Annotated in this window: 6 protein-coding genes; all 6 read left to right on the forward strand. The window is 24.2% G+C overall.

What is annotated here, in order from left to right:
• Positions 1-407 precede the first annotated feature (407 nt).
• Positions 408-1,508, forward strand: coding sequence for a plasmid maintenance protein (locus HNP67_RS06405; RefSeq protein WP_184125682.1), 1,101 nt, complete (start codon positions 408-410; stop codon positions 1,506-1,508).
• A 9-nt stretch (positions 1,509-1,517) separates the two neighbouring features.
• On the forward strand, positions 1,518-2,072 hold the full coding sequence (locus HNP67_RS06410) for a DUF226 domain-containing protein (RefSeq protein ID WP_184125684.1): 555 nt from the start codon (positions 1,518-1,520) through the stop codon (positions 2,070-2,072).
• Complete coding sequence (locus HNP67_RS06415) at positions 2,048-2,806, forward strand: ParA family protein (RefSeq protein WP_184125686.1); 759 nt, start codon at positions 2,048-2,050, stop codon at positions 2,804-2,806. The genes HNP67_RS06410 and HNP67_RS06415 overlap by 25 nt, the downstream gene beginning before the upstream one ends.
• Before the next feature lie 74 nt (positions 2,807-2,880).
• Positions 2,881-3,408 (forward strand): chromosome replication/partitioning protein, encoded by a 528-nt coding sequence (locus HNP67_RS06420; RefSeq protein ID WP_184125688.1) that lies wholly within the window; start codon positions 2,881-2,883, stop codon positions 3,406-3,408.
• A gap of 12 nt (positions 3,409-3,420) precedes the next feature.
• Positions 3,421-3,993, forward strand: a complete 573-nt coding sequence (bdr, locus tag HNP67_RS06425; RefSeq protein WP_184125690.1) for a Bdr family repetitive protein — start codon at positions 3,421-3,423, stop codon at positions 3,991-3,993.
• Between the two features lie 713 nt (positions 3,994-4,706).
• Positions 4,707-5,479 (forward strand): YqaJ viral recombinase family protein (locus HNP67_RS06430; RefSeq protein ID WP_184125692.1); only part of this gene is annotated, 773 nt, incomplete at its 3' end.

Genomic DNA, 5,479 nt, shown 5'->3' on the forward strand with positions numbered 1-5,479 from the left:
TTTGTTATGTTTGAAACATTGTTCATAATGTACTCCTTTTATAGTTATAAAAATAATTATATAGCAAAAACTATTTTTGCCAACTTTTTTACAAAGATTTTTACAAAAAATTAGGGCTTAGCTAAATCCTCTGCTAAAAGAACTTCGCTAAACCCTTTTATTATTTTTTTGCAAATTACTATAAAAGGTAGCCAAACTGAAACATGTTCAAATAACTACGCTGATTGTAGTATAGTCTAACTTTAGATTAAAATCAATGAATCTTTTTACCAAATTACAAAAAGTACATTAATTTAACAAAATTAATAATTAAAATTTAATATTTTTTTAGAAAAGTATTTACTTTTAAATCAAAATTGTGCATTATATTACTTATAATTATTAATAACTATAAAAGGAGTAATAACATGAAAGATGTTTTAACCAACATAAACAGTTCAACTTGTCACAATAAACACCAATATAAATTAATATCTCTTACCTCAACGCTAGATTACCTAAACAAAAAAGATAAAAAATACACTCAAAAAAATATACTCTATTACTTTAATGAAAATCTAAAAAGAAATGGTCAAGCTCCCACTACACTAAGAACTATGCAAAATTATCTTTACAAATTAGAAAAAGTGCTAAAAGTCACAACTAACTATTACCAGCATTTAGGAGTAAATTTTGGGACTGAAATTTACTATAAACTTAATTATCCTAAAAAAGAGTGTTACCTGAAAATCAACAATTACTTTAAAGAACGAAAAAACTCTAGATTTAAATCTAGAGTTAATAACCATTTTAAAGACAATATTTCTATAAATGGTAGTGTAAATTCAGTGGAGTGTTTAAGTAATAAAAATAATAATATAAAAGAAGAAAAAAGAATTAACCAAATAGAAAAATATCAACTAAAAAATTATTTCAATAAATGTGACTTTAAAACTGAAAAAGCTCTTTCTATATTGGATTTAAAGACTGATAAAGATACGAAGATTAAGGCAATGATAATCCTAAAACAAAATGAAATTGCCCTAATAAAAAAAATCAATATAAAAAAATCTTGTATGAAAGAAAAGCAAAACAAATTGAAAAATATTCTAAATAACACGCAGAAAGAATTTGAAAAAAATGGATATAATTCCGAACAATTAAAAATAACTTTCCAAAAAGTATACGAAAATTACAAATTTAAACCCCATTTTATTATTGAAAATCATAAATATGGCGATTTAAGTTACATAAAACGCAAATTAAAAAAGTCAATTGAAATAAAAAAAGAAAATCCTCAACAAAATTATCAAAATTTAAAAGCAAACATTTTCAATATTCTTATTGAACAACTGAAAAAAGATACAAATATTGAAATTTTAAAGCCAATTATAAAAGAATATTTAGATAAACAAAAGAAAATAGAATACAATAAAGTATTTGGTACATATTATCTTGAATTATTAGAAATAATAAAAAATGAAAAAAAATCTTTAACTATAGAAAAATTTAACATAAAGGCCGTATGAGGATTTAACATGGAAAATGCACCAGAACCTATTGAAACAAAAAAATCATTAATTATATGTAACAATAAAGAACGTTTTATTAAGATTGAAAAAGAAAATGATAAAACAATGTACCATACAAAAATGATGATGGATGTTTATAAATTTGGAGTTCATGATAAAAAAAATGTGTTTCGTTTGTCATTAAGAGGCTTATTCAACCAATTAAAAGTTAAAGAGATTTTTTTATATCCAGTTAAAGAAGGAGATAAGTTTATTGGCATTTTTTATGGCTATAGAAAACTAATTAAAAAACCCTTTATAAAGTACCAAATAAACGGAATTAAAAAATCATACACAATTGCAAGAGAATATTATATAGAATTTAGATTTAAAACCGGTAGCGTTTTTTGTTACTTTAAAGGACTATATCGCTTATTAAAAAAAGAGGAGATAAATAATCATTATAACAAAGCGATATTTGATATCTTTTCAAGGTTAGAAAAGCAAGTATATGGGTTTTATGGAAAAAAATATTCAGAGAAAGGACCGTTAATAAAATGGATAATAAAAAACCTAAAATAATAACAATAGCGTCAATTAAGGGCGGTGTTGGTAAAAGCACAACTTGCTTAGCATCAGCATTTTTGTTGTCAAAAAAAAATAAAGTATTGTTAATAGATATGGATACTCAGGCATCAGTCACTAGTTACTACCAAGACAAAATACAAGAAGATAATATAAATTTAAAATTTGACAACATATATGAGGTTTTGGTTAATGATTTGGATATTAAAAAAGCAATTGTAAATATTGAAGACAATTTAGATTTATTGCCAAGCTATTTGAGCTTGCACATGCTTAATGAAATTGAAATAGAATTTAAGGACTTGTTATTAAAATCAAATTTAAGCTGTTTTAGCAGTGATTATAAATATATAATAGTGGATACAGCTCCTAGTTATGATATTGCATTTAAAAATGCATTGCTTAGTAGTGACTATATTATTGTTCCAATAATAGCTGAAAAATGGGCAGTTGAATGTTTAGATTTATTGGATTATTTTTTAAATAAATTAGGAGTAAAAATTCCATTATTTTTACTCATAACAAGATTTAAAAAGAATAATACACATAAAGAATTTTTAAATTTATTAAAGAATAGGGGTGATTTTTTAGGCATTATATCTGAAAGGGAAGACTTAAATAAAAATATAGCTAGTAATTCTAGGTTTTCCTTAGAAAAGGACTATATGCATGAATATAAAAATGCTATTAATAAATTTTTGGATTATTTAAAAATAATGGATAAGGTATAAAATAAGTCAATTTAGTTTGTCCTAAATCAGGATAGATTATAAAAGACAAAAACTTTTTTATTTGAGGTGATATTATGTTGGTAAAAATAAACAAAAGAAATTTAGAAGAAAAGGATAACGAGCAATTAGAATATTATGAAAAATTAAAAAACAGATTGGTAAATAATTTTAAAAAGGAAATTTTTCATAAAATAGAAGTTATTAAAATTTTAAAAGAGATAAAAGATAATGAATATTATAAATTAGATGGATATACAAGTTTTAATTCTTTTGCAAAAAATTATAGAATAGCAAGAACTCAGGTGTATGACTACATTAGAATAGCTAATGCTATGGAAGAGGGGCTTTTAGAAGAGACATATATTATAGAAAATGGACTTACTATGTCTCTATTATCAATAAGAGACAAAGAAAGTTCATCATTTAAAAAATCAAAACAAAATCCAATAAAACCATTAAGATTTCAACTTAAAAGCAAAGAAAGTTATGATTTTTATAAAAGCAATGCTAAATTCACGGGATTTTTATTAGATGAACTTTTTGAAAGTCAAAAAGACTTGATTAATAAATTTTTAAGAAGATATAAGCAATTAAAAGGATAGTAAAGGCATTTTATGACTAATTTAGCGTACAGAACACATAACATAGAAAGTATAAAAAATGAATTTTTAAACATAGGGTTTAGCGAGGAGGCAATAGATTTTGTTTTTCTTCATAATGACAATTACAACTACGAGGTTTTAAAAGAAAAATTGATTAATGTAGAGAAGAATTTGCAAAAAGATATATCTAGTTTAGATGCTAAGATTGATACTGTAGAGAAGAATTTGCAAAAAGATATATCTAGTTTAGATGCTAAGATTGATACTGTAGAGAAGAATTTGCAAAAAGACATATCTAATCTCGATATTAAAATAGACAATGTTGAAAAGAATTTAAATCTAAAAATAGATAGTGTTAAAAATGAACTTAATTCTAAAATAGATAGTGTTAAAAATGAACTTAATTCTAAAATAGATAGTGTAAATACTAAGATAGACAGTGTAGAGAAGGCTTTACAAAAAGATATATCTAGTTTAAAAAATGAGCTTAATGCAAGTAATAGAACAGTACAAGTAATTCTAATAATGGGAATAACACTTGCTCCGATTATTTACTCTATATTCAATAAGTATTTTTTTAATTGAGAATGATTAAAATATTTTAAAATATTTGGGGGGAGAGCGGAGTATATAGCTTATTTTTTAAATAGAATAATATAATCTTGAATTAAATTCTTAAAAGGAAACATTTTATTTTTACTTTCTTTTAAATTAGAATCTATTTAAATTTTTAACAAGAGAATTTAAGCAGGTTCTTTTATTTTAACAAATACAAAGTAATTTTAATTTGAAGTTAGACTATATTACAAGCATCCTAGTTGTTTAAATATTTTTCAATTTTGACTATTTTTTTGCAAAAATTCTTGTTAAAAAAATGCCAAAAAAAAGTTTTTGTTATATATTTATGTGTAATAAAAATTATAGGAGGAAATTTAGAAGTCCTAACTTGTTAAAAATATTTTTTAATAAATACTTTTATCTATTAACTCACATTTTTCTAAAAAATAGAAATAAGGCTTAGCTAGAGTCTCTAATAAAGAACTAGCTAAGCTCTATTTTTTTGTAAAAATCTTTATAAAAAAGTTGGCAAAAATAGTTTTTGTTATATATATGTATGTGTATAGCTAAAAAAGTGTATTGCTATCAAAAAAATCCAATTAAGTTGGGTTTAGCTAAGTTCTTAAACAATAGAATTTAAATAAGCCCAACTATTTTTTTACAAAAAATTTTTTGTAAAAAAGTTGGCAAAAATAGTTTTTGCTATATAATTATTTTTATAACTATAAAAGGAGTACATTATGAACAATGTTTCAAACATAACAAACAAAAATAACCCACAAGACAATATTCAAGGAGATATCAAAATGACAAGTATTAGTCAACAAAGTTTTACTGGATGTGAAATATTTGAGGAAAAATCTTCTCCCATTAAAGAAAAAAGTAAATTAAGCAAAATAGGCAAGAAATTGCCAGGAATAAGTAGTCAAGAGTGTTTTAGATTTAACCGAAATATTGATTTTAGTGTGCAAAGAAACAAGCTTGATAAATACGGTGCTAGTGAAGTGGGTAGTATTCTAATTGGTGGTGCGGGACTAAAAGATTTAATGATGAATAGAGTGCTTAAATATTTTGGTATGAGCATGCCTTTTGAAGAGAATTTGTATATGCTCAAGGGCAAAGAGTTAGAGAATTTAGGATTTAGAGAATTTGTTAAATCACACGGAGATAATATTGATGTTTTGTATAAAAACAAATATGCCAATGGAGTTGATAAGTATAATTATTTCAAAAAAATGGGTAGTGCAGAAAGTTTAGTAGGCTCAACAATTGATGGCTGGTTTATTAATAATACTGGAGATTTAGAACTTTTAGAGATTAAGAGTAGTGATTCTAATTATATGAGCAGTGCTATTGCGGAGTACAATAAAAATGGCAATTTTTTAAGCAGTAAATATTTTTTCAAATACTATGTGCAAGCACAAATGCAGCTAGCATGTACCGGGCTTGAGTATTGTAATTTATTCTTTTTAATCGATGCAGCACCAGTTAACTGTAAGATTAAGAGAAATGA

The sequence above is a fragment of the Borreliella californiensis genome (assembly GCF_014205885.1).
GTDB classification, from domain to species: Bacteria; Spirochaetota; Spirochaetia; order Borreliales; family Borreliaceae; genus Borreliella; species Borreliella californiensis.